The following is a 23196-nucleotide window of genomic DNA, read 5'->3' as shown; positions in this document are numbered from 1 at the left end:
GATGACCGACCCGACCTCCGCAAATCCGTCCCCCCCGTACCTGCCGGGCTTCGTCTGGGGCGTTTCCACCTCCGCCTACCAGATCGAGGGGGCGGCTGCCGAGGACGGGCGCGGCGCCAGCATCTGGGACGTGCGCTGCCGCACCCAGGGCGGGGTGGTGAACGGCGACACCGGCGACGTCGCCTGCGACCACTACCACCGCATGCCGGAGGATGTGGCCCTGATGAAGGGACTGGGCGTCGACGCCTACCGCTTCTCCATCTCCTGGCCGCGGGTGATGCCGCGCGGCAAGGGGGCGGTGAACGGGGCGGGGCTGGACTTCTACGACCGGCTGATCGACCGGCTTCTGGAGTCGGGCATCGAGCCCTGGCTGTGCCTCTATCATTGGGATTTGCCGCAGGCCTTGCAGGATCTGGGCGGCTGGTCGTCGCGCGACTGCGCCGGCTGGTACGCCGATTATGCGGCACTCTGCGCCAAGCGCTACGGCGACCGGGTGAAGCGCTGGATCACCTTCAACGAATTCTCGGTCTTCACCCTGTTCGGCTATGCGATCCCCTGGGCCGCACCGGGAATCGTCGACCGGGCGCAGCATCTGCGCGCCATCCACCATGTCAACCTCGCCCATGGCGCCGGGGTGGACGTGCTGCGCGACATGGTGCCGGGCGCCTCCATCGGCGCCATCCACAACCGGCAGGTCGTGATCCCGGAAACCGACACGCCGGAGAACCGCGCCGCCGCCGCCCTGCTGGACGAGCATTGGAATCTGGTGTTCTGCGACCCGCAGATCCTGGGCCACTACCCGCCGCAGACCGCCGCCGCCATCGAACCCCATGTCCTGCCCGGCGACATGGCGCGCATCGCCCGGCCGGTGGACTGGTTCGGGCTGAACCATTACGGCCCGATCTTCGCCAAGGCCGATCCGGCCCGGACCTGGGGCTATGGCTGGGGCGACGCGCCGGCAGATTCGCCGACCCACGGTGTCGGCTGGGCGATCTTCCCCGATGCCTTCCGGGACGAGCTGCTGACCATCCAGCGCCGCTACCGCCTGCCCATCGTGGTGACGGAGAACGGTTGCGGCGGCAGCGACGCCGTCAGCGCGGAAGGCAGGGTCCACGACCCGCACCGCATCAACTACCTCACCATCTACAACGCCGCGATGCGCGACGCGATGGCCCAGGGTGCCGACGTGCGCGGCTATTTCGTCTGGTCGCTGCTGGACAATTTCGAATGGGGCAGCGGCTATGGACAACGCTTCGGCATCGTCCACGTCGATTTCCAGACCCTGGCCCGCACACGCAAGGACTCGGCGCACTGGTACGCCGAGCTGATCCGGACGGCTAAGTCCTAACGGCGCAGGATCTCGGCACAGACACCCTCGGCCCCGGCCGGCGCCTCCACCAGCGCCTCCGCGCCGTGCAAAAGCAGGCTGTGCCCGGCGGGAACCGTCAGCGCCTCGCCATCCTCGGGCGTCACCGTCAGCATGCCGGCGAGGGCGTGGACCAGCAGCACGTCGCCGGCGGCCCGGTGCACATTGGCCCGGTGCGCGGCGGACCCGGCCAGCAGGGTCAACATGCCGGCCGCCGAAGCGCGGTCGAGCATCAAATTGACGTCGCGGATCGGCCCGGCGGTCGGCTCGCACCAAACCGCGGCCTCGCCGGGAAAGGCGAAGGCGGGGTCCAGGCGGCGGCGCTCGACCGGCGGGGCGCCATCGACCGACAGGCGCATGCCCTCGCCCTCCACCACGGCGATCAGGCGGTCATAGCCGGGAAAGGCGGAAAAGGGACCGGGCTCCACCACATCGGCGATGCTGACACGCCAGACGAAGCAGCCGTCGGGGCGGCCGTCGGGACGGCCATCGCCGGACGGTTCCACCGCCAGCTCGGTGGTGACGCCGCCGCCGTTCTTCCAGGGAACGCGGCGATGGTCGGCGGGGCTCAGGCGCGTGATGGACGGCAAAATCTTGCTCCGGAACGGATCGGCTCCGTTCCGTCATAGCACAGCCGGCCCATAGCACAACCGGCGGCCCGCCTTCACACGAACAGGCTGAAGCTGCCCATCAGTTTCTGGGTGCCGGTCTGTCCGGTGGGGATGGAGTTCATGCTGCCGATGGCCTGGTTCAGGCCGTCGAGCGTCGCCTGCTGGCCGGTGGTGAGCGCCATGCCGGTGTCGCCTTTGGCCGGCTGCTTGGCGACCGTGTCGAAGTCCTGGCTGTAATTCCCCATGACCAGCTGCATGGCGTAATTCTTCGGATCCTTGTCCGACTGGCCCTTGTCGCGGCTCACGCGCACGGTGTAGTCGCCCTTGTCGACCGTCAGGTTGCCGGCCTGCAACTGCTTGAAGGCCTTGTAGTCGTCGCCGGCCTTCGGGTCGCTGTCGGCCACCACGCGGCCGAGCTTGTTCATCAGCTGGACGCGCAGGCCGTCGTCGCCGACCTGCCCCATGGTCATCTCGCCCTTCTGGGTGACCTTGAACTTGTAGAAATCGACCTTGTCGTTCGCCGCCAGGGTGCTGGCGACGTTCAGGCGGGTGGTGTTCTTCGCAAGCACGCCGATGTCGGTGGCGCCGCTTGTGGTGGTCAGCGCCGACTTCTTGACCGTCTTGGAATATTCCTTGACGTCGCCGACAGCCTGATTGCTCTGCGACTTCTTGATGGCCTCCACCGCGTTGTTGATCGACGCGTTGAGGCTGGAGACCATAGAGTTGACGCCTGAGAGAGCATCATCCGCCATGATTCGTCATCCTTCTTCCGATCCGACCATCGCGCCCGTCCCAACCCGGACGTCGGCGAGGAACTGCCAACAAGAGTGCGGCCGGCTGAGCCGCCACCCGGACACGTCTGCCCAAAGGGAGTATACGACAACAGCCGGCCGAACATAGGCAGGATTCGTGATTTTTTTGGTCGAAAGCTGGGATGCGGCCCCTGCACGCCACCGTTGGCGGCCCGATCCGCATCAGGATCGCGGCTTTTCTCCTTTTGCCGTATGCGGCTCGGCCAGGGCGGCGGCGGCAGTACCGATCAGCTTGGCCGGCGGCAGGGCCGACTCGGAGCCTGCCGGGACGGCGGCTTCGTCGGCGAGATGGCAGTGGGGCGGCTGGGTGGGACCGGTGACGACATCGAAATCGAACATGACAACCTCTCTCGGCTGGTGATGAAGCCGCCCGGGTCGCCCGTGTTCGGATTTTTCAGTATGTGCAGCCCATCGAGGGCCGGGGATCACAAACACGAAAGCCGCCGCGGATCGGTCCGGGCGGCTTCGGGAGTGAGCGACAGATGCGCGTTCCTAGGCCGCCGAACGAAACCAGCGGCCAAAATATCGGGAGCGTCCGCAGGACGCGATGGCGAGCATCTGTTGCATGACAGCGACCTTAGCGCGCGGCCGCCGGCTTGCCAAGAGTCATTTGGGCAGAAAACGCCTTCGCGGCTAGAGTGCGATCGGTTCAAGCGGAATCGCTTGAAGCGTGAATCGCACGGAAAATCAAAAGCTTAGAGTGTGTCCGGTGCTTCAATAAGCATCGGACACACTCTAGCTCGCCTTGCGCTCTCCCACCGTGTCGGCGACATAGGCGTCGCGCTGGCCCAGCGGCCGGGCCGGACGGCCGTCGCGGTCGGTGGTGTCGCGGGCGGTCTGGTGCTCGATCTCCGCGTTCAGTTCCGCCCCCAGCAGCACGACGTAGGAGGTCAGGTTGAACCACAGCAGCAGGACCACGACGGCGCCGACCGACCCGTAGGTCTCGTTGTAGCTGCCGAAATTCGACACATAGACGGAGAAGCCGAGCGAGCCCAGCAGCCAGACGACGGTCGCCATGCCTGAGCCCCAGGTGACCCAGCGCCATTGCGGCTCCCGCCGGTCGGGGGCGTAGCGATAGAAGACGGCCAGCGCCAGCATGATGGTCACCGCCAGGATCGGCCAGCGCGCAAGGCTGGCGATCCAGCCGATGGGCGTGTCCTGGAGCCCGATGATGGCGATGGCGGCCGGGACGGCGATGATCAGCGCCATGGCGAGGATGACGAACAGCAGCCCGGCCACCGTCAGCCCCATCGACAGCACCGCCAGCATGACGAAGCCGCGCGTCTCCTTCTCGCCATAGGCGATGTTCAGCGCGGACACCAGCGAATTGGTCCCGCGCGAGGCGCTCCACAGCGTCAGCAGCAGGCCGAAGATCAGGCCGAAGCCCAGCCCCTGCGACGGGGTGGTCGCCACCTTGCGCGCCTGGTCGCTGACGATGCTGAGGGCTTCCGGCGGCAGCAGGCTGCCCAGTTGGTTCAGCTGCCCCTCGATCGTCGACGGATCGGCGACGAGGCCATAGATCGACACCAGCGCCGCGATGGCCGGGAAGATGGCGAGCAGGGCGTAATAGGCGACGCCGGCGGCCAGCATCGACACATTGTCCTTGCTCTGCTCGTCCCACACCCGCAGCAGGATGTCCTTCCAGCCCTGCTTGGGGATCTCCGACGGGCTGTCCGCCGACCGGCCCCGGCTGTCGCCGCCTTTGACGGCGTGCCCGCCACCATGCTGCGCGCCGTGCTGCCGGTTCACGCGGTTGCGGTGCTCGTAATAGTGTCGGCGGCTCAGCCCCAGCATCCCCCGCCCTCCTCAGACCACGGCTTCGCGGAGCGCACCGACGCGGTGCCGTGCCGTTTCCAGCGCGTGGAACTGGGCGCCGATGGCGACCTGGAGATGGTCGTCCGGGGCATCGCGCAGGGCGTCGCGGAACAGCGCCAGCGTGCCGTCCAGCCCGCCTTCCAGCCGGGCCAGCAGGTCGCCGCGGGCAACCGGCCCGCCGGCCCCGGCCATCACGCTGCGGGCGCTGGCCTCAGCCAGCCCATGCATCGGCGACCAGACGCGCGCGCCGTCGCCGGCGGTCTCGATCCAGCCGCCGCCCTGGCGCAGTTCGGCGTCGAGCGCCACGGCGCTGCGGTCGAGCTGGTCGGCCAGCTCCTGCAGGCGGCCGGACAGCGACGGGTCGGCGATGGTCATGTCGGCGCGGCGGAAGGCCTCGGCCCCGTCGCGGCAGGCGCCGGTCAGGTCGGTCAGCAGATGCCGGCTGCGCGGGTCGAGCTGCCGGCCGTCGGGGGCGTAATCGTCGAACTCGGTGGTGGACTCCGGCGTGCGGGCGACCGCCACGGCGAGCCAGAGGGCGCCGACGCCCATCAGCGCCACCGGGATCGGGTTGGCGCGCACGGCGCGGGCGATGCGGCCGGACAGCCCGTCGCCGCCGCCCTGGATCACGTCGCGCACCACCTGCACCACGCCGCCGGACATCTGGCCGGGCGAGAGGCGGAACTCGATCTCGTCGATCACCGAATCCATGCGGGCGCGGATCGACTGGATCTCGTGCTCGATGTCTTCCGGCCGGCGGCCCTGGGCGGCTGTCGTGTCGGGAGGAGCGTCGGACGGAATGGCGTCGTTCTGATGGGTCATGCCGGGCGTCTCCTGTGGGGCTGCCGGCTTGCAACACCACCACAGGCCGATTGTTCCGGCCCCCGCCCCCATCGGCGCCCCCATCGACGCCACTGACGGCAGAAGCCCGATGGCCAGCACCCGAGCAACATCGCCACCCGGCCACGGTGGAAAATGTCGCGGAGCCCGGAACGCCGAAGGGCCGGACGGTTTCCCGCCCGGCCCCTCCTCAGTGGCAAGCCATCCGGGGCAAGCCACCCCGGGGCGAACCGATGGCGGCGCTCAGGCCAGGGCCACCAGGGCCACGCCGCTCAGGCCGATGGCCGCACCCAGCCCGCGCAGGGCCAGCGCGCCCGTGCCGCCGCGGACGACGCCGCGCAGCGACAGGGCAGCGCCGACGCCGGCGCCATGCAGGAGTGCCGTGGCGAGCGCGAAGCCCAGGCCATAGAGCAGCGGCTGTGCCGCCTCCGGCATCTCGGCGCCATGGGCATGGCCGTGGAACAGGGCGAAGGCGGAGACCACGACCAGCGAGACCGGCAGCGACAGGCGCGACTGCGCGGCGATCAGGGCGCCCAGCGCGATCACCGACCCGGCGATCCCCAGTTCCACCGCCGGCAGTTCGATGCCGGTCATGCCCAGCAGCCCGCCGCCGATCATGGCGGTGACGAAGGCCGCCGGCAGCGCCCACAGGGCGGCCCCGCCGCGCTGCGCCGCCCACAGCCCGACCGCCACCATCGCCAGCAGATGGTCCCAGCCGCCGATCGGATGCAGGAAGCCGTGGGCGAAACCGGCATCATGGGCGCCGAAGGTGTGGGCGTCGGCGACCGCGGGCAGCACCAGCCCGGCCAGCAGGACGGCCGAGGCGAGAGGGAAACGTTTCATGGACCAGCATCCTCTGATGTCGTGTCGCGCCCATCGGGTTGTGCCGTCCCGGCTTTCCCGCCCGACGCAGGGGAAACCGGACGGTGTGGCGCGGTTGGGGCGAAGTGTAGCAGAAAGCGCCAGCCCGGCCATGGCCGAGACAGCGTTCCCACCCCGCCGGATCTACGTATTTTGACGCAGGTCAATGAGTTGCACCCCCGATCCGTCAGGATGCAATCCGTTAACGTCCCCGGGAAACTCCACTCCAGGAAACCCTAATGTCCACCGCCACGCTTCCCGGAGAAGGTTCGGTGTCCGTCCGGCTGTGGCTGGACAACGGTCCGGATGGCATGGCCATCCGCCGGGCCGAGGTCGCCGCGCGCCGCCCGCGCGCCGTCGCCGCCCTGGTCGGCCGCAAGGCGGAGGAGGCGGCGCGGCTGGCGCCCCTGCTGTTCAGCCTGTGCGGCAGCGCCCAGGGGCTGGCCGTCTCCCGCGCCTGCGAGACGGCATTGGGACTCGACGCGGGCGCCCATGACGCGGCGCGCAGCCTGCTGACCGATGCGGAGGCGCTGGACAGCCATGGCTGGCAGGCGGTGGTCGAATGGCCGGCGCGCCTGGGGGCCCCGCCGCGGCCGGCGGCCCTGCGCGAGCTTCGGAGCGCGGTGTCCGCCATCCTGCCGTCGCTCTATCCGGCCAAGGACGGGATGCGCCCCGGCGGCGGCGTCCTGCGGCCGGACAGCGCGGCCCTGCGCAACGCGCTGGACCGGATGGCCGGCTGGCTGGAGGCGGCGGTCTTCGCCGGTCCGCCGCCGCGCGATGCCGATGAGCTGGCCGGCTGGGCTGCGCGCGGCGGCACGGACGCGGCGCTGCTGGCCGCCCGGCTGCTGTCGCCAACTCTGTCCGGATGGGGGGCCTGCGGAGCGCCGCTGCTCGGCGAGCGGTCGCCCGGCTGGTTCGCGGCGGCGCTGGCCGGCGATCCGGGTTTCGCCGCCGCCCCCCGCCGCAACGGTGCCCCGGCCCTGACCGGCCCGCTGGAGCGGCAGGCGGAGAACCCGCTGGTCGTCTCGGTGACGGAATGCTTCGGCGACGGGCTGGCCCGGCTGTTCGCGGCGCGGCTCGCCGATCTGGCAGAGTTGCCGCGCCGGATGGAGACGGCCATCGCCGCTCTTCGGCCGGCCGATCCGGTTGCCGCCGCTCCCGCGAACTCCGCTCCGGGCGAAGGCTGCGGCGTGGCGGAGACGGCGCGCGGGCGGTTGGCCCACTGGCTGCGGCTGGACGGGGACGGCCGGCTGGCCGATGCCCGGATGGTGGCGCCGACCGACTGGAACTTCGCCGCCGACGGCCCGCTGGCGCGCGGCCTCGCCGGTGCGGCGGTGCGCGACCGCGACGATGCGGAGGAGCGGGTGCGGCTGCTGGTCGCGATGCTGGATCCCTGCGTCGCCTGCGGCATAGACGTACACGAATGACGAGCGCTTGCCGAAGCCCGCGGGCAAGTCGATGATGGCGGGCGTCTTGCGGATGGAAGAGTGGGAGAGCGCGTAATGTGCACGGTTTGCGGATGCGGCGAAGGCGAGACCCGGATTGACGGCAAGGCCACCGATGCCGATCATGAGCACGTCGGCCCCGATGGCAAAATCTACCGCCACCGCCACGGCGAAGCGCATCCCCATGCCCACCATCGCCATGACGACACCCACGAGCATGTCGCACCCGACGGCACGGTGTTCCGCCACAGCCACAACGGCCATGATGCCCATGATCATGACCATCATGGTCACGGGCACGATCATGATCATGACCATGGCCACGATCACAGCCATGACCATGGCCACCATCATCAAGCCGCCCACGAACACGACCACCACCACCGCCCCGACCGGCCGGACGCCATCGACGGCGGCGCCGCGCTGAACCAGCCGCGGCTGATCACCATCGAGCGCGACATCCTGGCGAAGAACGACGGGCTGGCCGCCGTCAACCGCCGCCGCTTCGCCGACCGCGGCGTGTTCGTGCTGAACCTGATGTCCAGCCCCGGTTCGGGCAAGACGACCCTGCTGACCCGCAGCCTGACCGACCTGAAGGGCCGCTTCCCCGTCGCGGTGATCGAGGGCGACCAGCAGACCAGCTTCGACGCCGACCGCATCCGCGCCACCGGCACGCCTGCGGTGCAGGTCAACACCGGCAAGGGCTGCCATCTCGACGCCTCGATGGTGGCGCAGGCCGCCGACAAGCTGGCGGCCGACGGCCAGTTCGCCGGGGACGGCGTGCTGTTCGTCGAGAATGTCGGCAATCTGGTCTGCCCCGCCGGCTTCGACCTGGGCGAGACCCACCGCGTCGTCGTGCTGTCGGTGACGGAGGGCGAGGACAAGCCGCTGAAATACCCGGACATGTTCGTCCGCGCCGACCTGCTGGTCGTCAACAAGATCGACCTGCTGCCCCATCTGACCTTCGATGTGGAGCGGATGATCGGCTACGCCCAGCGCCTGAACCCGTCGCTGGCGGTGATCCAGTTGTCGGCCACCACCGGCCAGGGGCTGGAGGACTGGTACGACTGGATCGCCGACGGGCTGGCCGAGGCCCGCGCGTCCCACGCCGCCACCGCAGCAGTCTGACCGGAGGATCGCCGCCATGTGCCTTGCCGTCCCCGCCCTGGTCACCGCCCTGCTGCCCGACGACCGCGCCACCGTCAGCCTGGGCGGCGTCACCTCCACCTGCTCGCTGGAGCTGGTGGAGGACGTCGCCGTCGGCGATTACGTGATCGTCCATGTCGGCTACGCCCTGTCCCGCCTGGATGCGGAGGAAGCCGAGCGAACGCTCGCTCTCCTGGCCGAGGTCGCCCAGGTCGGAACTGAAGCCGCCGAAGCCGCGGCCTGACGCTCCCTCCCCTTCCACACGCCCGCCGACCATCCGGACCCCCGCCATGACCGACCGCCGCCTCTTCACCCGCAAGCTCGACATCGCCCGCGGGGCGGTGGACATGACCCACGGGTCGGGCGGCAAGGCGATGGCGCAGCTGGTGCGCGAACTGTTCGCCGCCGCCTTCGCCAACCCCTGGCTCGACCAGGGCAACGATCAGGCCGCCTTCGACGTGCCGGGCGGGCGCATGGTGATGACGACCGACGGCTTCGTCGTCTCGCCGCTGTTCTTCCCCGGCGGCGACATCGGCTCGCTGGCCGTCCACGGCACGGTGAACGACGTCGCCATGGCGGGGGCGGTGCCGCTGCACCTGACCGCCGGCTTCATCATCGAAGAGGGCTTCCCGCTCGCCGACCTGAAGCGGGTGGTCGACAGCATGGCCGCCGCGGCGCGCGAGGCCGGGGTCGCCATCGTGTCGGGCGACACCAAGGTGGTGGAGCGCGGCAAGGGCGACGGTATCTTCATCACCACCACCGGCATCGGCATGGTGCCGCCCGGCGTCGCCCCGTCGGGCGACCGGGCGCGGCCCGGCGACGCGATCCTGGTCAGCGGCACCATGGGCGACCATGGCGTCGCCATCATGTCGACCCGCGACAATCTGGGCTTCGAGACGGCGATCCTGTCCGACAGCGCCGCGCTGAACGGGCTGGTCGCGGCGATGGTGGCAGCGGTGCCCGACGTGCATGTGCTGCGCGATCCCACCCGCGGCGGGTTGGCGACGACGCTCAACGAGATCGCCCACCAGTCCGGCGTCGGCATGCGGCTGCGCGAATCCGACATTCCGGTGCGGGCGCAGGTGACGGCGGCCTGCGAATTGCTGGGGCTCGACCCGCTTTACGCCGCCAACGAAGGTAAGCTGATCGCGATCTGCGCCGAAGAGGAGTGCGACCGCCTGCTCTCCGTCATGCGCGACCATCCGCTGGGACGGGATGCCGCCTGCATCGGACGTGTGGTGGAAGACCCCCATCGATTCGTTCAGATGGAGACCCGCTTCGGCGGCCGCCGGATCGTGGATTGGCTGACCGGAGAACAGCTTCCCCGTATCTGCTGATACGTACCGGCGGGCTAACCCGCTGTTTCCAAAGAAGCGGTCCCATTGGCGGGACCCCTTTCGCGCGCTGGCCGTTGCCTCTCTCGGATGGTCCTATGCTCTGACCAGAGACGATCAGCGACGAGAGATACAATGGCGTTGTCCAACATCGCTCTTTTGGGCGCTCCCCGTCTGGACCCCGGCCGGATGGCCGGGACCCGGTCGGCGATGCAGGCGATGGACCGGCTTCCCGGTTGCCCCCCTCTGCACAGGCACCGTATCAAGCGCGCCTTCGACATCGTCGGCGCGCTGGGGCTGCTTGCCGTTTTCGGACCGTTGATGCTGGTGCTGGCCTGGATGGTGGCGCGCGACGGCGGCCCGGCGGTGTTCGGCCACCGGCGCGTCGGCGCCGACGGGCGTTCCTTCACCTGCCTGAAGTTCCGCTCCATGGTGGTCAATTCCGCCGAGGTGCTGGAACGGCTGCTCGCCACCGACGAGGAGGCGCGCACCGAATGGCTGGCGACGCGCAAGCTGCGCAACGACCCGCGCATCACCCCGGTCGGCCGTTTCCTGCGCAAATCGAGCCTGGACGAGCTGCCGCAGCTGGTCAACGTGCTGCGCGGCGACATGAGCCTGGTCGGCCCCCGTCCGATCATCGACGACGAGGTGTCCTACTATCACGCCTGCTTCCCCTTCTACACCCGCTGCCGCCCCGGCCTGACCGGGCTGTGGCAGGTCAGCGGCCGCAGCGACGTCGATTACGTGCGCCGCGTCCAGCTCGACACCGCCTATGTCGTCGGCTGGAACTTCTGGGCCGACATCGGCATCATGCTGCGCACCGTGCGCGTCGTGGTGAAGGGCAGCGGCGCCTACTGAGCGCTTATCCTCAGGTCCTCAGCGCCCACACACCCTCCGAAAGCATTCATCCGTTCGCGCCGCTCGCGCGTCCCATCGGGGCGCGCGACATCGCTGTTCGTGCACCCTATGTCAGGACTCCGCCCCATCGCGCGGTTCGGCCGTTCCGCTCCCGGCATGCCCTCTTGCCGAAATCGGGTGGACTTTGAGAATGGGCGGACGACGTGCTAGGGTCGGGGCAACCGGCGAAACCCTGGTATAGTGAACGATGCGTGCAAGACCGCCGGCCGGATCGGCCAGTCAAGAGGGTCCAAGGATGGCGAAGCTGCTGGCTGCCCTGCTGCTGATGATGGTGGCGATCGGGCCCGCCTGCGCCGTGGCGCCCACCAGCCGTGCCGACACCGTCGCGGCGCTCGACCGCTACCGTACGGATTTCGCGAAAATCCGCGGCTACGGGTCGCTGTCCACCGCCGACCGCAACTACGTCCTCTTCTCCGACGCCATGCGCCGTGTCCTGACGGAGCATGTGAAGCCCTTCGACCCGCAGGTGCTGATCGACAAGGCGGAAGACGGGCTGAAGAAGAAGAAGGCGGAGAATCCGAAGGCCAGCGACCGGCTGCTGACCGAAGCGGCGCTGGACAGCATGCTGGGCTCGCTCGATCCCTATTCAAGCTTCCTCGACGCCGAGCGCTACCGCTATCTGCGCGAACAGACGCAGGGCGAGTTCGGCGGGCTGGGCATCGAAGTGACGATGGACGAGGAAAGCGGCCTGATCAAGGTCGTCTCCCCCATCGACGGCTCGCCCGCCGCCCGCGCCGGCCTGCGCAGCGGCGACCTGATCGCCCGCATCGACGACGTGGCGGTGAAGGGGCTGAACCTGCACGACGCCGTCGCCCGCATGCGCGGACCGGTCGGCAGCTCGGTCGCCCTGTCGATCCGCCGCCCGCCGGCGACCGACGCCAACACCCGCGTGTCGCTGACCCGCGCCATCGTGAAGATCCAGCCGGTGCGCTACCGGCTGGAGGGCAACGTCGCCTATGTCCGCATCGCCACCTTCAACCAGTCGACCTCCTCGTCGCTGGACGCGGCGATCGAGGACATGCGCCGCCAGTCGAAGGGCCGGCTGACCGGCGCCGTCATCGACCTGCGCAACAACCCCGGCGGCCTGCTGGAGCAGGCGGTGCAGGTGGCCGACCGCTTCCTGGAGACGGTGGACATCGTGTCCGTCCGCGGCCGGGATCCCGAGGAATCCCGCACCTACCGCGGCACCGCCGGCGACCTGATGGCCGGGCTGCCGGTGGTGGTGCTGATCAACAGCGGCTCGGCGTCCGCGTCGGAGATCGTGGCCGGCGCCCTGCAGGACCATCACCGGGCGCTGCTGTTCGGCTCGCGCTCCTACGGCAAGGGGTCGGTGCAGACGATTTCCTCGCTCAGCGCCGACACCGGCATCCGGCTGACCACCGCCCGCTACTACCGCCCGTCGGGGGCGCTGGTGGACTGCTTCGGCGTCTCGCCGAACCTGGAGGTCAAGCCGACCCACGGCAGCACCGAGGAAACCCACCCCGACCCGGCGACCTGCGACCCCAACGCCCCGGTCCCGCCGAAGCCGCAGGTGTGGATGGCGCCGGACATGTGCCCGGACGTGATGGACAAGGCCCCCAAGCCCGACGACGACCGCCCGCTGGAATGCGCCGTCTCCGCCATCCGCAACCGCCTGACCGGGACGCTGGCCGGCGGGGAGTAATCTCCCTCTCCCGCCCCGGGAGAGGGAAGGGGCCCATGCGCAGCATGGGAAGGGTGAGGGGTGATCCAAGGATCAGGATCCATGTTCGGATAGCCCCTCACCCTCCCCGCCTTCGGCGGGTCCCCTCCCTCTCCCGGGGCGGGAGAGGGCGTTTTCCTACCGCACGAACCCCGCATCCATCACCCTAGTCTCCACCGTCCAGCCGGTGCCGTGCGCCGCGATGGCTGCGATGGTGCCGGGGAGTACCCGGCGGTCGAACAGGCTCCAGTCCGCCGGCACGCCGACATCGCCGCGCAGCCGTCCGTCGATCTCCAGCAGGGCCGGCGGCGCGTCCGGCCTCACCTCCACCGCGAACTGGTCGAGCGGCATCGACAGCCCGACGCCGGCCGCCTTGATGAAGGCCTCCTTCCGCGTCCAGGCCAGCAGGAAGCCCTCGTCCCGCCGCTCCGGCCCCAGCCCATGCAGGGCGGCGCGTTCGGTTGTATGAAAGAAGCGGTCGGCGATGCCGTCGGCGCTCTCGATGGGACGAAGCCGCTCGATGTCGACGCCGATCCGCCCCTCCGCCGCCACGGCGACGGCGAGGCTGTCCTCGCTGTCGCTGAGGTTGAAGGCGGGTCCGCCGGACAGCGACGGCTTGCCGTGCGTCCCGTAATCGAACACCAGCCCCGCCGGATCGCGGCCGGTGCAGCGCCCCAGCAGCAGCCGCAGCAGCCCGCGGCGCAGGATGAAGCGCTCGGTCAGCCGCTCCATCAGGAACCGGTCGGCGCGCTCCAGCTCGTCGGCGGACAGCAGGGCGCGCATCGCCGCCTTGTATCCGGACAGCTGGGTGAGATCGGCGAACCAGACGCGAACGACTCCGGGCGTCAGGACATAGTCGCCGGCAAGCTCAGGATCCGGCATTTCGATGGTCCCGTCATGCATCGGACAGCGATCCTCCCTCACAATTTAGCGTCCTGGCTCCGGCAGGGGTTTCGGGTATCATGCGCGCCTCTCGCATCCGCCCCTGCATCCGGACCAGGATCCCATGGTTGACACCGCCCTGCTCGCCCCGCACCTGACCAACGTTCTTCGCGACGCCTTCATCCCGGAGCTGCCCAATCATTACCGCGGCAAGGTGCGTGAAAACTACGACCTTCCGGACGGGCGGCGGATCCTGATCACCACCGACCGTCTGTCGGCCTTCGACCGTGCCCTGACCGCCATCCCGTTCAAGGGGCAGGTGCTGACCCAGACCGCCCGCTTCTGGTTCGAGGCGACGAAGGACATCTGCGCCAACCACGTGCTGGAATACCCGGATCCCAACGTGGTGGTGGCGAAGCGCCTGACCATCATGCCGGTCGAGGTCGTGGTCCGCGACTATATGGCCGGCACCACCGGCACCTCGATCTGGTCGATGTACAAGCAGGGCCGGCGCGAGATGTACGGCCACATCTTCCCCGACGGGCTGCGCCAGAACCAGAAGCTGGGCACCCCGATCATCACGCCGACCACCAAGGCCTTCGACGCCGGCCATGACGAGGAGCTGACCGCGACCGAGATCGTCGAGCGCAACCTGCTGACCCGCGCCCAGTGGGACGAGGTGTCGGACAAGGCGCTGGCCCTGTTCGCCCGCGGCCAGAAGATGGCGGCCGACCGCGGCCTGATCCTGGTCGACACCAAGTACGAGTTCGGCTTCGATGCCGACGGCAACATCCTGCTGGCCGACGAGATCCACACGCCCGACAGCTCGCGCTACTGGTTCGCCGGCAGCTATCAGGAGCGGTTCGAGGCCGGGGAGAAGCCGGAGAGCTTCGACAAGGACTTCGTCCGCAACTGGGTCGTCGCCCGCTGCGATCCCTACACCCAGGACGTTCCGGAAATCCCCGCCGACGTGGTTCTGGAAGCCGCGCGCGTCTACATCGAGGCCGGCGAGACCATCACCGGCCGCCCGTTCGAGGTGCCGGCGACCGCAGTTCCGGTGCTGGACCGCATCCGCGCCAATCTGGCGCCCTACTTCACCAAGTAAAGGAGAACGGGCTCCATGCGCATCGCCATCCTCGACGACTACCAGGGGGTCGCCTGCGACCTTGCCGACTGGTCGCGGCTTCCGGCGGGAAGCAGCCTGACGGTGTTCGAAAAGCCGCTTGGCGACGAGACCGCGGCGGCGGAGGCGCTGGAGCCCTTCGACGTGCTGGTGATCATGCGGGAGCGCACGCCGTTCCCGGCCTCCCTGATCGGGCGACTGCCGAACCTCAGGCTGCTGATCACCACCGGCGCCCGCAACAACGCCATCGACCTGAAGGCCTGCGCCGCCCGCGGCATCCCGGTCTGCGGCACCCGCATGGTGGGCGCGCCGACGGCGGAACTGACCTGGGGCCTGATCCTGGCACTGGCCAAGCGCATCCCGGCCGAAGAGCGGGCGCTGCGCGAGGGCCGCTGGCAGACCGGCCTGACCGGCGATCTCGGGGCCAAGCGGCTGGGTCTGGTCGGGCTGGGCAAGCTCGGCAGCAAGGTCGCCAGGGTCGGCCAGGCCTTCGGCATGGAGGTGGTGGCCTGGAGCCCCAACCTGACCGACGAGCGCGCCGCCGAGGCCGGCGTGACCCGCGTGGAGAAGCGCGAGCTGTTCGCGACCGCCGACGTGGTCAGCGTCCATCTGGTGCTGAGCGAGCGCACCCGCGGCGTGGTCGGGGCGGACGAGATCGGCGCGATGAAGCCGACCGCCCTCTTCGTCAACACCTCGCGCGCCGGGCTGGTGGACGAGGCGGCGCTCGTTCATGCGCTCCGCCACGGCCACATCGGCGGCGCCGGAATCGACGTCTTCCCCATCGAGCCTCTGCCGAAAGACAGCCTTTGGCTTGACCTTCCCAACACCGTGCTGACGCCCCATCTCGGCTACGTGACGCGGGAGAATTACGCGGTGTTCTACCGCGACGCCCTGGAGGACATCCTGGCCTGGACGGCGGGCTCACCGGTGCGGCTTCTCTCTCCCGCCTGAACGGCAACAGGGATGGAGGGTGCGGGTGAGCCGGAACGAAGCGGTCGGAGGCGGCGGTAGAAACGGGTTCTGGGCGAAGCTGAGCCGGCACCGGCTGGGGATGCTCGTCAGCCTCTCGGTGATCGCCGGCCTGCTGTTCGGCTTCGTCGAACTGGCCGGCGAGGTGATGGAGGGCGAAACCAGCGCCTTCGACAAGCGCATCCTGCTGGCGCTCCGCGATCCGCTGAACCCCGACCAGCCCGGCGGACCCTGGTGGCTGGCGCGGGTGGCGCGCGACATCACCTCGCTCGGCAGCACCACCATCCTCGCCATCCTGACCGTCGCCACGCTGGGCTTCCTGCTGCTGCTGCACAAGCGCGCGGCGGCCCTGCTGGTGCTGGTGTCGGTCGGCGGCGGCGGAATGCTCAGCACCGTTTTGAAGATGCTGTTCGACCGCGCCCGCCCCGATCTGGTGCCGCATGGCGACGAGGTGATCTCCGCCAGCTTTCCCAGCGGCCATGCCATGCAGTCGGCTGTCGTCTACCTGACGCTGGGCGCCCTGCTGACCCAGTTCGTCGAGGGCCGCCGCACCAAGGCCTATCTGCTGACCTGGGCGATGGTGCTGACGCTCATCATCGGGTCGAGCCGCGTCTATCTCGGCGTCCATTGGCCGACCGACGTTCTGGCTGGCTGGAGCGTCGGCGCCGCCTGGGCGGCCTTCTGCTGGATGATCGCCGAGTGGCTCCAGCGCCGGGGTGCGGTGGAGCAGGACCGGCCGGAAACCACCGCCGGACGCTGATCCGGGTGCGCCGCACAAAAGGGTGACAAGCGGGTTGAATAAGCTCGCTTGCCGACCGATAGTGTCGGCCCTAACCCTTTTGGATCGGGCCTCACCATGCCCCAGGGCACCCTCGACCGTGAAACCCTCGAAGCCGTCGGCGTCCTCGCCCGCGCGGTGGAGCGCGAGCGGGTGCCCGGTGTCCTGGAATGCCGCCTGCTGGCCAACGCCCTGAAGCGGACGCTGGACAGCGGGCGGGAGAACGAGTTGACCGAGGCGTCGCGCGTGTTCCGCACGCTCGACGCCGATCTGCGCGACCGCATCGTCGCCCGCGCGCGGGTGGAGGCGCAGCAGGCCCGCGCCCAGGCGAAGACGGCGGAAACGGCAGGCACCGACGCCAGCCGCGATGTGGTGACGCAGGAGATCCCGGCCTTGCCGGCCCGGCGCGGTGCCGAACCGAAGGGACGCGCCGGCACCAATTTCCTGGCGGCCCTGAACGGCCTGCGCCCGGCCGCCACCGCCGGCAGCCGCGGCGCCGCCCGCGACCGGCTGCGCGCCGCCGTCGACTCCCAACGGCGGGTGGGCAAGCGGATGGAACCGACTCTGGATTGAGGGGCGAGCGGGCGCCGTCAGCAGGCGCCCCTACCCTTACTCCGCAGCGGCCAGGGCCGCCGCGCGCTCCGCGTTCTTGGCGCGGCGGGCCTTGCGCTTCAGCCACCACATCAGCGTGCCGGTGACGGCGAACAGCGGCGGCAGGATGCCGGACAGGAAGACCGCCCATTTCCACAGCGGCCCCAGCCCCTCGCCGGCATGCAGCGGGCGCTGCCACGCGATGACCGTCTCGCCGGCGCTGTAGCCTGCCGGGTCGCGGACCTCGGCCACCTGCGCGGTCCAGGGATCGACGAACACCGTGGCGATGGGCGCGCCATGCACCTGCCCGGCCGGTGCGAGGCCGATCCGGTACGCCTGATCCGGCCGCGCCGGCGGCGAGACGGAGCGCAGGACCGCTCCCGGCATCGCATCTTGCGCCAGGGCGACCGCGCGGTCGACATCGATGGGGGTGGCGCCCTTCACCGGCTGGACCGTCACCGCGGCGCGCAGGTCGCGGGCCGGCAGAACCGACGACACGCCGGCCCCCAGCGTCTGCGGAAAGGCGAGATAGACGCCGGAGAAGCTGACGATCAGAAAGACCAGCAGCGACCAGATGCCGACCGCGCCATGCAGGTCGCGGTTCAGGCGGATGCCGCGGGCGCCGGCCTTGACGGTGAAGGCGGCCTTCCAGCGGCCCGGCCGCGGCCACCACAGGACGAGGCCGCTGACCCCCAGCACCAGCATCGCCGCGCCCAGCCAGCCGACCAGTTCGCGGCCGCTGCGGTCGCGGATCAGCAGGTTGCCGTGCAGCATGTGGACCGTGCGCAGGAAGCCGCCGGACGCCTGCGCCGGGTTGGCGCCGCCGGTCACCGCCAGCGACACCGGATCGATGCTGAGCATGCCGACCGGTCCCCCCTGCGGCGCCGGAGCAGCTTGGGGAGCGCCCTGGGGAGCAGCTTGAGGCGTCCCCTGCGGCCGTTCCCCGCCCCGTTCGCCACCCCTGTCACCGCCCCTTTCACCGTTGCGCGCGGCGACGAGGCGCACCGTGGCCGGACGGCCCGGCTCTTCAGGCAGGACCAGGAAGCCCGGCTGCGTCCCGGCCGGTGCGGCGGCGCGGGCGGCAGCCAGGATGGCGGACACCGGCTGCATCGGACCGTCGGCCGGAGCGCCGGACACCTCCCGGGCCGGCGCGTCGCCGGTCAGGCTGCGCAGCTCCTCGTCCACCACCAGGATGGACCCGGTGATGCCGAGGACGACCAGAGGCAGGCAGAGGATCAGGCCGACCCACAGGTGGATGTTCTGAAGCGTGCGATACCACAGGCGCTGGCTGCGCGGCTTGCTGGCGTTGGCCATGGGATGGGCTCTGACGGGATTGGGCGGTTGGACGGGCTGCGGGTCAGCGGATGAAGAACTGGACCGGAACCACCAGCTCGATGCGGTCCTTCGCCATCTCCTCCGGCGGGGCCGGCAGGGGGGAGGCGCGGCGGACCATCTCCACCGTCTCCTCGTCCAGCGAACTGACACCGGAACTGCGGTCGAGCTGGACCGACAGGACGTTGCCCTCGCGGTCGATGGTGAAGCGGACCTGGGCGACGCCTTCCTGCCGGCGGGCCTGGGCGGCGCGCGGGTAGCGCTTGTGCCGTTCCAGATGGCTCAGCAGCCGGCCCTGCCAGCTCGGCACCGCCCGGCTGGGCGCGGCCGACGGCGCCGGTGCCGCCGGGGCGGGCGCCTGGGCCGGTGCAGGCGGTGCTGCCACCGGGGCGGGCTGCGCCGGCTGGGCGACCGGACGCGGCGGCTTCGGCTTCTCCGGCTTGGATTTTTCCGGTTGGGGCTTGGGCGCTTCCTTCTTCACCTCGGGCTTGGGCTTCGGCGGTTCGGGCGGCGGCTTGGGCAGCACGACCTCCGGCTCGACCACAGGCGGCGGCTCGGGCGGCGGGGGCGGTTCCTCGACGACCGGCTCGGGCTCCGGTTCGGGCGGCGGCGGTTCGATCACCGGCTCCGGCATCGGTTCCGGCAAGGGGATGTCGATGGCCGGCGTCGGTTCCGGCGGAGCCACCGGCAGCGGGGCGAGTTCCAGCAGAACGGCCGGCGGCTCCGCGTCGGACGGCATGATCGGCACATGCCAGGCGACCATCGCGACACCGGCCGCGGCATGGACGCCCAGCGCCACCATCAGGCTGCCGCCCCAGCGGAAGGCTCCCCGCCCCGGCCGGTCCTCATCGCCAGCGGACCAGTCGGCGGGACCATGGTCGAAGGCGGCACTCATGGGGCGGGCGCCGATTCCAGCCCGACGAGGCCGATCTTCAGATAGCCGGCGCCGCGCAGGCTGTTCATCACCTCGGTCAGGGCGCCGTAATCGACGGTCTTGTCGGCGCGCAGGAAGACGCGCTGCGTCTTGTCGCCGTTGGTGGCAGCGTCCAGCGCCGCACCCAGCGCTTCCTTCGTCGTCGCGGTTTCGCCCAGCGACAGCGTCTTGTCGGCCTGGATGGTCAGGAACAGCGGCTTGTCCGGCCGCGGCGTCGGCGTCGCGGTGGAGGCCGGCAGATCGACCGGCACATCCACCGTCGCCAGCGGTGCCGCGACCATGAAGATGATCAGCAGGACGAGGACGACGTCGATGAAGGGCGTGACGTTGATCTCATGGGTTTCGGTCAGATCGTCTTCGTTGCCGGAGCCGAGGCGCGCACCCATCGCCCTTACTCCGCCGCACGGGAATTGCCGTGAGCCTGCGCGGCATGGCCCTGAACACCATGGCCGGGCACCGCATGGGGGCGCGGCAGGGCATGGCGGTCGATATCACGGCTCAGCAGGCGCAGCACGGCGGCCGACGCGTCGGTCAGCTGCGCCTTGTGCCCGCCGATGGCGCGGCTGCAGGCGTTGTAGACCACCACCGCCGGGATGGCGGCGACGAGGCCGATGGCGGTCGCCAGCAGCGCCTCGGCGATGCCCGGCGCGACGACGGCAAGGTTGGTGGTCTGCGCCTTGGAGATGCCGATGAAGCTGGTCATGATGCCCCACACCGTGCCGAACAGGCCGATGAAGGGGCCGGTCGAGCCGATGGTGGCGAGGATGCCGGTACCGCGCGCCATGCGCCGGCCGGCCGCCGCCTCGATCCGCTCCAGCCGCGAGGCGGCGCGGTCCATCAGCCCGTCACGCGACGGCGCATCGGCCGACATGTGGGTTTCGGCCAGCACCGCGCGGACCAGCGCGCCGGCCGTGCCCTGGCTGAAGCCGACCCGCTCCGCCGCCTGCGACAGCGACCGTGCCTCCTCCAGCATCTCCAGCGCCGCCCGCGCCTTGCGCTTGGCCGAGGTGACTTCCGCCGTCTTGGCGATGGCGATGGTCCAGGTGACGACCGAGGCGAGCGCCAGACCGATCATCACCGCCTGCACCACCGGGCTGGCGGTGACGAACATGCCCCAGGGCGACAGGTCGTGCGGCAGCGACGCCAACGCCGCCGCCGCTTCCGGCACGCCGTGCGTCGCTCCCTGGGCCGCACCCTGAGTTACCGCCGATGCCGCTCCTTGCGCCACACCCTGAGCCACTCCCGGCACGGCGGCGGCGGGCGCGGCAGCCTCCTGCGCCTGGACGGCGCCGGCCATCAGCGCCCCGGCGCCGACAAGGACGGCGGCCAGGACAGGACGGTGGCGAAACGATGTCGGCATGGCGGTCCAACTCCCCCTCGGCGCGTGCCCAGCACGCGCACTGCAAAAAACCCGATGGCGCTCGGGAGCAACCCCCGAAACGGATACCCCACCGCGGTTATAATGCGAATGAGTCGCACTCGCACTGAAAATCGACCGCGCCCGGCGCGGATTCAGTCGTTTTTTGTGGGAATTCGACCCCGTCAGACCGCCGTTTTGTTGGCGGTGCGAACAATCGAAGATCGAGAAACGGTGGCTGCAGCCAAGTGCGAATAAGTCTCACTACCATCCTTCCGGCCGGTTGTCGCGAAGAATCTTGACGCACCGCAACCTTCCGGCACTCCCGCCGGTTGAACCGGCCATGGAACAATGCCAGGGAGACGGCCGATGACCCAGCTTTCGGTGGTGGAGGAAAAAGGCAGCTTCCGTCTGGTGGCCAGCGACGGCCGCTTCGCGGTGGTGGAGGTGCGGGCGGGACAGGTGTTCGGCATGCCGGACGACTCCGGCGGCGGGCGCGACGGTGCCGAGGACACTCCCGACGGCATGGCGTCCATCGCCCATTGGACCGGAGAGGACGAGGCCCGCGCCCTGATGCGCGACCTGTCGGAGCGCGGCGACCAGCTGGCCCGCCGGCTCCGGTGATCCGGTGGAGCCTTGGCCACGTACCGCGACGGCGAAACTGCGCGGAGCGCACACCATGGATGGCGCGGGTGGTGACATGGGCAAGGGCTCGGACGGCGGTTCGCAGGGCGTCACCTGGATCACCGGGGCCGGCAGCGGCATCGGCCGGGCGCTGGCGATCCACCTCGCCAATGCCGGAGCGCGGGTGGCGCTTTCCGCCCGCACCGTCGAGGATCTGACCGCCGCCGTCCAGATGGTGCCCGACCGGATGCGCATGTTCCCGCTCGATGTAACCGACCGCAAGGCGACCGCGGCCACCGTCGCCGCCATCGAAAGCTGGCTGGGCCCCATCGACCGGGCGGTGCTGAACGCCGGCACCCACAGCCCGATGTCGCTGGAGGATTTCTCCGCCGACACCGCCCGCCGGCTGATGGAGGTCAACTATATGGGCGTCGTCCATGGGCTGGAGGCGCTGCTGCCGCGGATGCGGGCGCGGGGAGGCGGACAGCTGGCGGTGGTGGCCTCGGTCGCCGGCTACCGCGGCCTGCCGACGGCGGCGGCCTACGGCCCGACCAAGGCGGCGCTGATCAACCTGTGCGAATCGCTGAAGCCCGACTGCGACCGCGCCGGGATCAGACTTCAGCTGGTCTGCCCCGGCTTCATCGACACGCCGCTGACCGCCCGCAACAGTTTCCACATGCCGGACCTGATGCCGGCGGAGGATGCGGCCCGCGAACTGGCCGACGGGCTGAACAGCGACGGGTTCGAGATCGCCTTTCCGCGGCGCTTCACCCGCAAGCTGAAACTGGCGCGCTGCCTGCCCTATAGGCTTTACTTCCCCCTGGTGCGCAAGGCGACGGGAACATGACGGACGACGCCAGGAGCCGGGGGCTGGACGCCTGGGCCGACTTCTTCGAACATCTGAGCCTCGACACGCTCGACCGGCTTGCCGCGCTGACGGTGCCGGAGGTCCGGTTCCGCGACCCCTTCAACGACGCCCATGGGCGGGACGCGGTGCGCGCGGTGCTGGTCCACACGCTGAACGGCTGCCGCGACCTGCGCTTCACCGTCACCCACCGGCTGTTCGCCCCCGATCTGGCGATCCTGCGCTGGCGGTTCGAGGCGACGGTGACCGGCATCGGCCGCATGGACGTCATCGGCACCAGCGAGGTGCGGCAGGCCGCCGACGGGCGGGTGGCCGAACACATCGACCATTGGGATTCCGGCGAGCATGTCTATCTGCGCCTGCCGCTGCTGGGCGCGCCGCTGCGCCTCATTCGGCAGCGGCTGGGCGCATATCCGCCGCGTTGACGGCATCGGGCCGTGCCAGCCGGCCTTCGGGCAGGAAGAACAGGCTGACCGTGCCGATCCACAGGCCCCAGCGATAGACGTTGGCACGGTTGATCAGCGCATCGCCCGGCTGCAGCCACATCCAGTCGTCGAAGCGCACGCGCCAGCGGTCGCCGCCCACCTTCAGCGCCATCTCGTAGGTCCAGTTCAGCGCGTTGCCGGCCGCCCGCCCGACCGCCGTGCCGATCACGTCGTCGGCCCGCCCCTCATAGCGGCCCTCCGCCGTCCTGGCGATGCGCCAGACCCGGCGCTCGGTCTCGCCGTCGGCATAGAGGAAGCGTTCGTCCAGCACCAGCTCCTGCCCGTCCCACCGCCCGTCGATGGTAACGGTGAAGCTGCGGCGCAGCGTGCCGAAGCGGTCCTCGAACACCCCCCAGGCATGGGTGCGCCCGGCGAAATACCGCTCGATCCGCAGCTCGGGCGTGTTGGCGGCGAAATCCTCGATCTTCAT

Annotated in this window: 26 protein-coding genes; 14 read left to right on the top strand and 12 right to left on the bottom strand. The window is 70.2% G+C overall.

What is annotated here, in order from left to right; all coding sequences use genetic code 11:
• Position 1: 1 nt before the first annotated feature.
• A complete protein-coding gene (locus CRT60_RS08645; protein WP_098736001.1) occupies positions 2 to 1348 on the top strand; it encodes a GH1 family beta-glucosidase in 1347 nt (448 codons plus the stop codon).
• Here CRT60_RS08645 and CRT60_RS08640 read toward each other — a convergent pair.
• The 6 genes from CRT60_RS08640 to CRT60_RS08615 all read right to left on the bottom strand — a co-directional run bounded on the left by CRT60_RS08640 (position 1345) and on the right by CRT60_RS08615 (position 6284).
• Entirely contained in the window at positions 1345 to 1956 is a 612-nt protein-coding gene (locus tag CRT60_RS08640; RefSeq protein WP_098736000.1) for a HutD/Ves family protein, read from the bottom strand. The two genes, CRT60_RS08645 and CRT60_RS08640, sit on opposite strands and share 4 nt — an antisense overlap.
• Positions 1957 to 2030: 74 nt before the next feature.
• Positions 2031 to 2729, bottom strand: a complete 699-nt coding sequence (locus CRT60_RS08635) for a hypothetical protein (protein ID WP_098735999.1) — start codon at positions 2727 to 2729, stop codon at positions 2031 to 2033.
• A gap of 222 nt (positions 2730 to 2951) precedes the next feature.
• Positions 2952 to 3128 carry a hypothetical protein gene (locus tag CRT60_RS36130; protein WP_161958000.1) on the bottom strand — a complete coding sequence of 59 codons (177 nt, stop codon included), beginning with the start codon at positions 3126 to 3128 and terminating at the stop codon, positions 2952 to 2954.
• A 396-nt stretch (positions 3129 to 3524) separates the two neighbouring features.
• The gene (locus CRT60_RS08625) at positions 3525 to 4583 is read right to left on the bottom strand and encodes a YihY/virulence factor BrkB family protein (RefSeq protein ID WP_098735997.1); all 1059 of its coding nucleotides are present in this window, start codon (positions 4581 to 4583) and stop codon (positions 3525 to 3527) included.
• 12 nt (positions 4584 to 4595) lie between these two features.
• Positions 4596 to 5423 carry a DUF3618 domain-containing protein gene (locus CRT60_RS08620; RefSeq protein ID WP_098735996.1) on the bottom strand — a complete coding sequence of 276 codons (828 nt, stop codon included), beginning with the start codon at positions 5421 to 5423 and terminating at the stop codon, positions 4596 to 4598.
• Positions 5424 to 5684: 261 nt separating this feature from the next.
• A complete protein-coding gene (locus CRT60_RS08615; RefSeq protein ID WP_098735995.1) occupies positions 5685 to 6284 on the bottom strand; it encodes a HupE/UreJ family protein in 600 nt (199 codons plus the stop codon).
• 257 nt (positions 6285 to 6541) lie between these two features.
• Here CRT60_RS08615 and CRT60_RS08610 point away from each other — a divergent pair, with 257 nt between their 5' ends.
• The 6 genes from CRT60_RS08610 (at position 6542) to CRT60_RS08585 (ending at position 12808) form a co-directional block, all read left to right on the top strand.
• Positions 6542 to 7729, top strand: a complete 1188-nt coding sequence (locus tag CRT60_RS08610) for a nickel-dependent hydrogenase large subunit (RefSeq protein WP_098735994.1) — start codon at positions 6542 to 6544, stop codon at positions 7727 to 7729.
• Between the two features lie 75 nt (positions 7730 to 7804).
• Positions 7805 to 8875: a hydrogenase nickel incorporation protein HypB gene (hypB, locus tag CRT60_RS08605; protein WP_098735993.1), complete on the top strand. Its 1071-nt coding sequence runs from the start codon at positions 7805 to 7807 to the stop codon at positions 8873 to 8875.
• Between the two features lie 16 nt (positions 8876 to 8891).
• Entirely contained in the window at positions 8892 to 9137 is a 246-nt protein-coding gene (locus CRT60_RS08600) for a HypC/HybG/HupF family hydrogenase formation chaperone (protein ID WP_098735992.1), read from the top strand.
• 46 nt (positions 9138 to 9183) lie between these two features.
• Complete coding sequence (hypE, locus tag CRT60_RS08595) at positions 9184 to 10230, top strand: hydrogenase expression/formation protein HypE (RefSeq protein ID WP_098735991.1); 1047 nt, start codon at positions 9184 to 9186, stop codon at positions 10228 to 10230.
• A 132-nt stretch (positions 10231 to 10362) separates the two neighbouring features.
• Positions 10363 to 11085 (top strand): sugar transferase, encoded by a 723-nt coding sequence (locus CRT60_RS08590; protein WP_244592364.1) that lies wholly within the window; start codon positions 10363 to 10365, stop codon positions 11083 to 11085.
• 295 nt (positions 11086 to 11380) lie between these two features.
• Positions 11381 to 12808 carry a S41 family peptidase gene (locus CRT60_RS08585; RefSeq protein WP_098735990.1) on the top strand — a complete coding sequence of 476 codons (1428 nt, stop codon included), beginning with the start codon at positions 11381 to 11383 and terminating at the stop codon, positions 12806 to 12808.
• A gap of 156 nt (positions 12809 to 12964) precedes the next feature.
• Here CRT60_RS08585 and CRT60_RS08580 read toward each other — a convergent pair whose 3' ends face one another.
• Complete coding sequence (locus CRT60_RS08580; RefSeq protein ID WP_098735989.1) at positions 12965 to 13729, bottom strand: 4'-phosphopantetheinyl transferase family protein; 765 nt, start codon at positions 13727 to 13729, stop codon at positions 12965 to 12967.
• 103 nt (positions 13730 to 13832) lie between these two features.
• On the opposite strand from CRT60_RS08580, the gene CRT60_RS08575 reads away from it, so the two are divergent.
• The 4 genes from CRT60_RS08575 (at position 13833) to CRT60_RS08560 (ending at position 17151) form a co-directional block, all read left to right on the top strand.
• The gene (locus tag CRT60_RS08575) at positions 13833 to 14813 is read left to right on the top strand and encodes a phosphoribosylaminoimidazolesuccinocarboxamide synthase (RefSeq protein WP_098735988.1); all 981 of its coding nucleotides are present in this window, start codon (positions 13833 to 13835) and stop codon (positions 14811 to 14813) included.
• Positions 14814 to 14828: 15 nt separating this feature from the next.
• Complete coding sequence (locus CRT60_RS08570) at positions 14829 to 15782, top strand: D-2-hydroxyacid dehydrogenase family protein (RefSeq protein WP_098735987.1); 954 nt, start codon at positions 14829 to 14831, stop codon at positions 15780 to 15782.
• 25 nt (positions 15783 to 15807) lie between these two features.
• On the top strand, positions 15808 to 16560 hold the full coding sequence (locus CRT60_RS08565; RefSeq protein ID WP_244592363.1) for a phosphatase PAP2 family protein: 753 nt from the start codon (positions 15808 to 15810) through the stop codon (positions 16558 to 16560).
• Between the two features lie 96 nt (positions 16561 to 16656).
• A complete protein-coding gene (locus tag CRT60_RS08560) occupies positions 16657 to 17151 on the top strand; it encodes a hypothetical protein (protein WP_098735985.1) in 495 nt (164 codons plus the stop codon).
• Positions 17152 to 17187: 36 nt separating this feature from the next.
• Here CRT60_RS08560 and CRT60_RS08555 read toward each other — a convergent pair whose 3' ends face one another.
• Genes CRT60_RS08555 through exbB form a run of 4 tightly spaced genes read right to left on the bottom strand, consistent with a single transcriptional unit; the run spans position 17188 to position 20795 of the window.
• Entirely contained in the window at positions 17188 to 18483 is a 1296-nt protein-coding gene (locus CRT60_RS08555; RefSeq protein ID WP_098735984.1) for a PepSY-associated TM helix domain-containing protein, read from the bottom strand.
• 43 nt (positions 18484 to 18526) lie between these two features.
• Positions 18527 to 19396 (bottom strand): energy transducer TonB, encoded by an 870-nt coding sequence (locus CRT60_RS08550; RefSeq protein WP_098735983.1) that lies wholly within the window; start codon positions 19394 to 19396, stop codon positions 18527 to 18529.
• Positions 19393 to 19821, bottom strand: coding sequence for a TonB system transport protein ExbD (gene exbD / locus CRT60_RS08545; protein ID WP_098735982.1), 429 nt, complete (start codon positions 19819 to 19821; stop codon positions 19393 to 19395). Before exbD ends, CRT60_RS08550 begins: the two co-directional genes overlap by 4 nt.
• A gap of 5 nt (positions 19822 to 19826) precedes the next feature.
• Positions 19827 to 20795, bottom strand: a complete 969-nt coding sequence (gene exbB, locus CRT60_RS08540) for a tonB-system energizer ExbB (protein WP_244592362.1) — start codon at positions 20793 to 20795, stop codon at positions 19827 to 19829.
• Positions 20796 to 21161: 366 nt separating this feature from the next.
• Here exbB and CRT60_RS08535 point away from each other — a divergent pair, with 366 nt between their 5' ends.
• From CRT60_RS08535 to CRT60_RS08525, 3 genes are read left to right on the top strand one after another with little or no spacing between them, the layout of a single operon-like run.
• Complete coding sequence (locus CRT60_RS08535) at positions 21162 to 21416, top strand: hypothetical protein (protein WP_098735981.1); 255 nt, start codon at positions 21162 to 21164, stop codon at positions 21414 to 21416.
• Between the two features lie 55 nt (positions 21417 to 21471).
• Positions 21472 to 22263 (top strand): SDR family NAD(P)-dependent oxidoreductase, encoded by a 792-nt coding sequence (locus tag CRT60_RS08530; protein WP_244592361.1) that lies wholly within the window; start codon positions 21472 to 21474, stop codon positions 22261 to 22263.
• Positions 22260 to 22706 (top strand): nuclear transport factor 2 family protein, encoded by a 447-nt coding sequence (locus CRT60_RS08525; RefSeq protein WP_098735979.1) that lies wholly within the window; start codon positions 22260 to 22262, stop codon positions 22704 to 22706. The genes CRT60_RS08530 and CRT60_RS08525 overlap by 4 nt, the downstream gene beginning before the upstream one ends.
• On the opposite strand, the gene CRT60_RS08520 is transcribed toward CRT60_RS08525, so the two are convergent.
• A complete protein-coding gene (locus CRT60_RS08520) occupies positions 22669 to 23196 on the bottom strand; it encodes a DUF3833 domain-containing protein (protein ID WP_098735978.1) in 528 nt (175 codons plus the stop codon). The two genes, CRT60_RS08525 and CRT60_RS08520, sit on opposite strands and share 38 nt — an antisense overlap.

This window comes from Azospirillum palustre (assembly GCF_002573965.1).
In the GTDB taxonomy this organism is placed as follows: domain Bacteria; phylum Pseudomonadota; class Alphaproteobacteria; order Azospirillales; family Azospirillaceae; genus Azospirillum; species Azospirillum palustre.
Note: the sequence above shows the minus strand (reverse complement) of the source record. Positions and strands in the feature narration are given on the sequence as shown.

Coding starts and splice junctions, on each gene's coding strand:
- hypE (WP_098735991.1), top strand. CDS start 9,184: ATGACCGACCGCCGCCTCTTCACCCGCAAGCTCGACATCGCCCGCGGG.
- CRT60_RS08535 (WP_098735981.1), top strand. CDS start 21,162: ATGACCCAGCTTTCGGTGGTGGAGGAAAAAGGCAGCTTCCGTCTGGTG.
- CRT60_RS36130 (WP_161958000.1), bottom strand. CDS start 3,128: ATGTTCGATTTCGATGTCGTCACCGGTCCCACCCAGCCGCCCCACTGC.
- CRT60_RS08550 (WP_098735983.1), bottom strand. CDS start 19,396: ATGAGTGCCGCCTTCGACCATGGTCCCGCCGACTGGTCCGCTGGCGAT.
- CRT60_RS08530 (WP_244592361.1), top strand. CDS start 21,472: ATGGATGGCGCGGGTGGTGACATGGGCAAGGGCTCGGACGGCGGTTCG.
- CRT60_RS08615 (WP_098735995.1), bottom strand. CDS start 6,284: ATGAAACGTTTCCCTCTCGCCTCGGCCGTCCTGCTGGCCGGGCTGGTG.
- CRT60_RS08610 (WP_098735994.1), top strand. CDS start 6,542: ATGTCCACCGCCACGCTTCCCGGAGAAGGTTCGGTGTCCGTCCGGCTG.
- CRT60_RS08555 (WP_098735984.1), bottom strand. CDS start 18,483: ATGGCCAACGCCAGCAAGCCGCGCAGCCAGCGCCTGTGGTATCGCACG.
- CRT60_RS08560 (WP_098735985.1), top strand. CDS start 16,657: ATGCCCCAGGGCACCCTCGACCGTGAAACCCTCGAAGCCGTCGGCGTC.
- CRT60_RS08525 (WP_098735979.1), top strand. CDS start 22,260: ATGACGGACGACGCCAGGAGCCGGGGGCTGGACGCCTGGGCCGACTTC.
- exbB (WP_244592362.1), bottom strand. CDS start 20,795: ATGCCGACATCGTTTCGCCACCGTCCTGTCCTGGCCGCCGTCCTTGTC.
- CRT60_RS08625 (WP_098735997.1), bottom strand. CDS start 4,583: ATGCTGGGGCTGAGCCGCCGACACTATTACGAGCACCGCAACCGCGTG.
- CRT60_RS08575 (WP_098735988.1), top strand. CDS start 13,833: ATGGTTGACACCGCCCTGCTCGCCCCGCACCTGACCAACGTTCTTCGC.
- CRT60_RS08645 (WP_098736001.1), top strand. CDS start 2: ATGACCGACCCGACCTCCGCAAATCCGTCCCCCCCGTACCTGCCGGGC.
- CRT60_RS08620 (WP_098735996.1), bottom strand. CDS start 5,423: ATGACCCATCAGAACGACGCCATTCCGTCCGACGCTCCTCCCGACACG.
- hypB (WP_098735993.1), top strand. CDS start 7,805: ATGTGCACGGTTTGCGGATGCGGCGAAGGCGAGACCCGGATTGACGGC.
- CRT60_RS08520 (WP_098735978.1), bottom strand. CDS start 23,196: ATGAAGATCGAGGATTTCGCCGCCAACACGCCCGAGCTGCGGATCGAG.
- CRT60_RS08585 (WP_098735990.1), top strand. CDS start 11,381: ATGGCGAAGCTGCTGGCTGCCCTGCTGCTGATGATGGTGGCGATCGGG.
- CRT60_RS08590 (WP_244592364.1), top strand. CDS start 10,363: ATGGCGTTGTCCAACATCGCTCTTTTGGGCGCTCCCCGTCTGGACCCC.
- CRT60_RS08635 (WP_098735999.1), bottom strand. CDS start 2,729: ATGGCGGATGATGCTCTCTCAGGCGTCAACTCTATGGTCTCCAGCCTC.
- CRT60_RS08580 (WP_098735989.1), bottom strand. CDS start 13,729: ATGCATGACGGGACCATCGAAATGCCGGATCCTGAGCTTGCCGGCGAC.
- CRT60_RS08570 (WP_098735987.1), top strand. CDS start 14,829: ATGCGCATCGCCATCCTCGACGACTACCAGGGGGTCGCCTGCGACCTT.
- CRT60_RS08600 (WP_098735992.1), top strand. CDS start 8,892: ATGTGCCTTGCCGTCCCCGCCCTGGTCACCGCCCTGCTGCCCGACGAC.
- exbD (WP_098735982.1), bottom strand. CDS start 19,821: ATGGGTGCGCGCCTCGGCTCCGGCAACGAAGACGATCTGACCGAAACC.